Source organism: Stenotrophomonas sp. P5_B8, from assembly GCF_054049855.1.
In genome coordinates, this window is sequence record NZ_JBFULO010000801.1 from 1 (window position 1) to 784 (window position 784).

The 784-nt window shown below is 62.3% G+C and carries 1 pseudogene; it reads right to left on the bottom strand.

Annotated features, from left to right (window positions below):
* Nucleotides 1–729 (bottom strand): annotated as a pseudogene (locus ACXJKH_RS21545) (hypothetical protein); the annotation flags it as partial.
* Nucleotides 730–784 lie beyond the last annotated feature (55 nt).

Consider the following 784-nt stretch of genomic DNA (forward strand, 5'->3'; position numbering starts at 1 on the left):
CCCAAGGAATAATTCGATGCGCACTCGACCGCCCAGGGGCGCATGGTGGATGGCGTTCTCAATCAGATTCTTGGCCAGCACAAACACCGCCGACGCATCCGCCAGCACCGGCACTTGCCCGCATTGGTCGTTCACTTCAACCGTCACCGTGCGTTGTTCGGCCATGCGTATCAGGTAGTCGGCCGCATCCTGAAGGATCGCCGCAAGGCGAACCGACTCGAAGCTGTAGTTGTGGGCCTCGCTCACTTCCGCCAGATGCAGCAGCTGATGGATCTGGCGCGCCATATGCCCGGCGTCCYGCAGCAGCAGTTCCCTATTGGGCGCGTTGCTCAGCTCAATCTCCGCGGTTAGCAGGGACAGGGGCGTCTTCAGTTCATGCGCCGCCGCAGCCAGGAACTCCTGTTGAACCCGAAAGCCGTTTTCCAGCCGGGCGAGGGCGCCATTGAAGGCCTCCAGCAACGGAATGACTTCGGCGGGAAGCCCCTCGCTGCGGAGCCGGGTTCCTAAACTTCTGGGGTTCACCTGCGCGGCGACCGCCGAGACCTCCCTGAGAGGAGCGATCATTCGCCTGATGGTCCAATACACCACGATCGCGAAGGTCAAGAGCGCCAAGAGCAGCGTCGTCAAGCCCGCCCTGAGGTAGAGCGTGCCCGCGTAGTCACTGAGTGTCAGCACGAGCCGATCACTGCGCGCCACCCGGACAACGTAGCGATGGCCTTGGAGGTCCACTGGGCCTTGCATCACTCGAAGACGAACGACCGTCCCATTGCTCGGCACCATCATC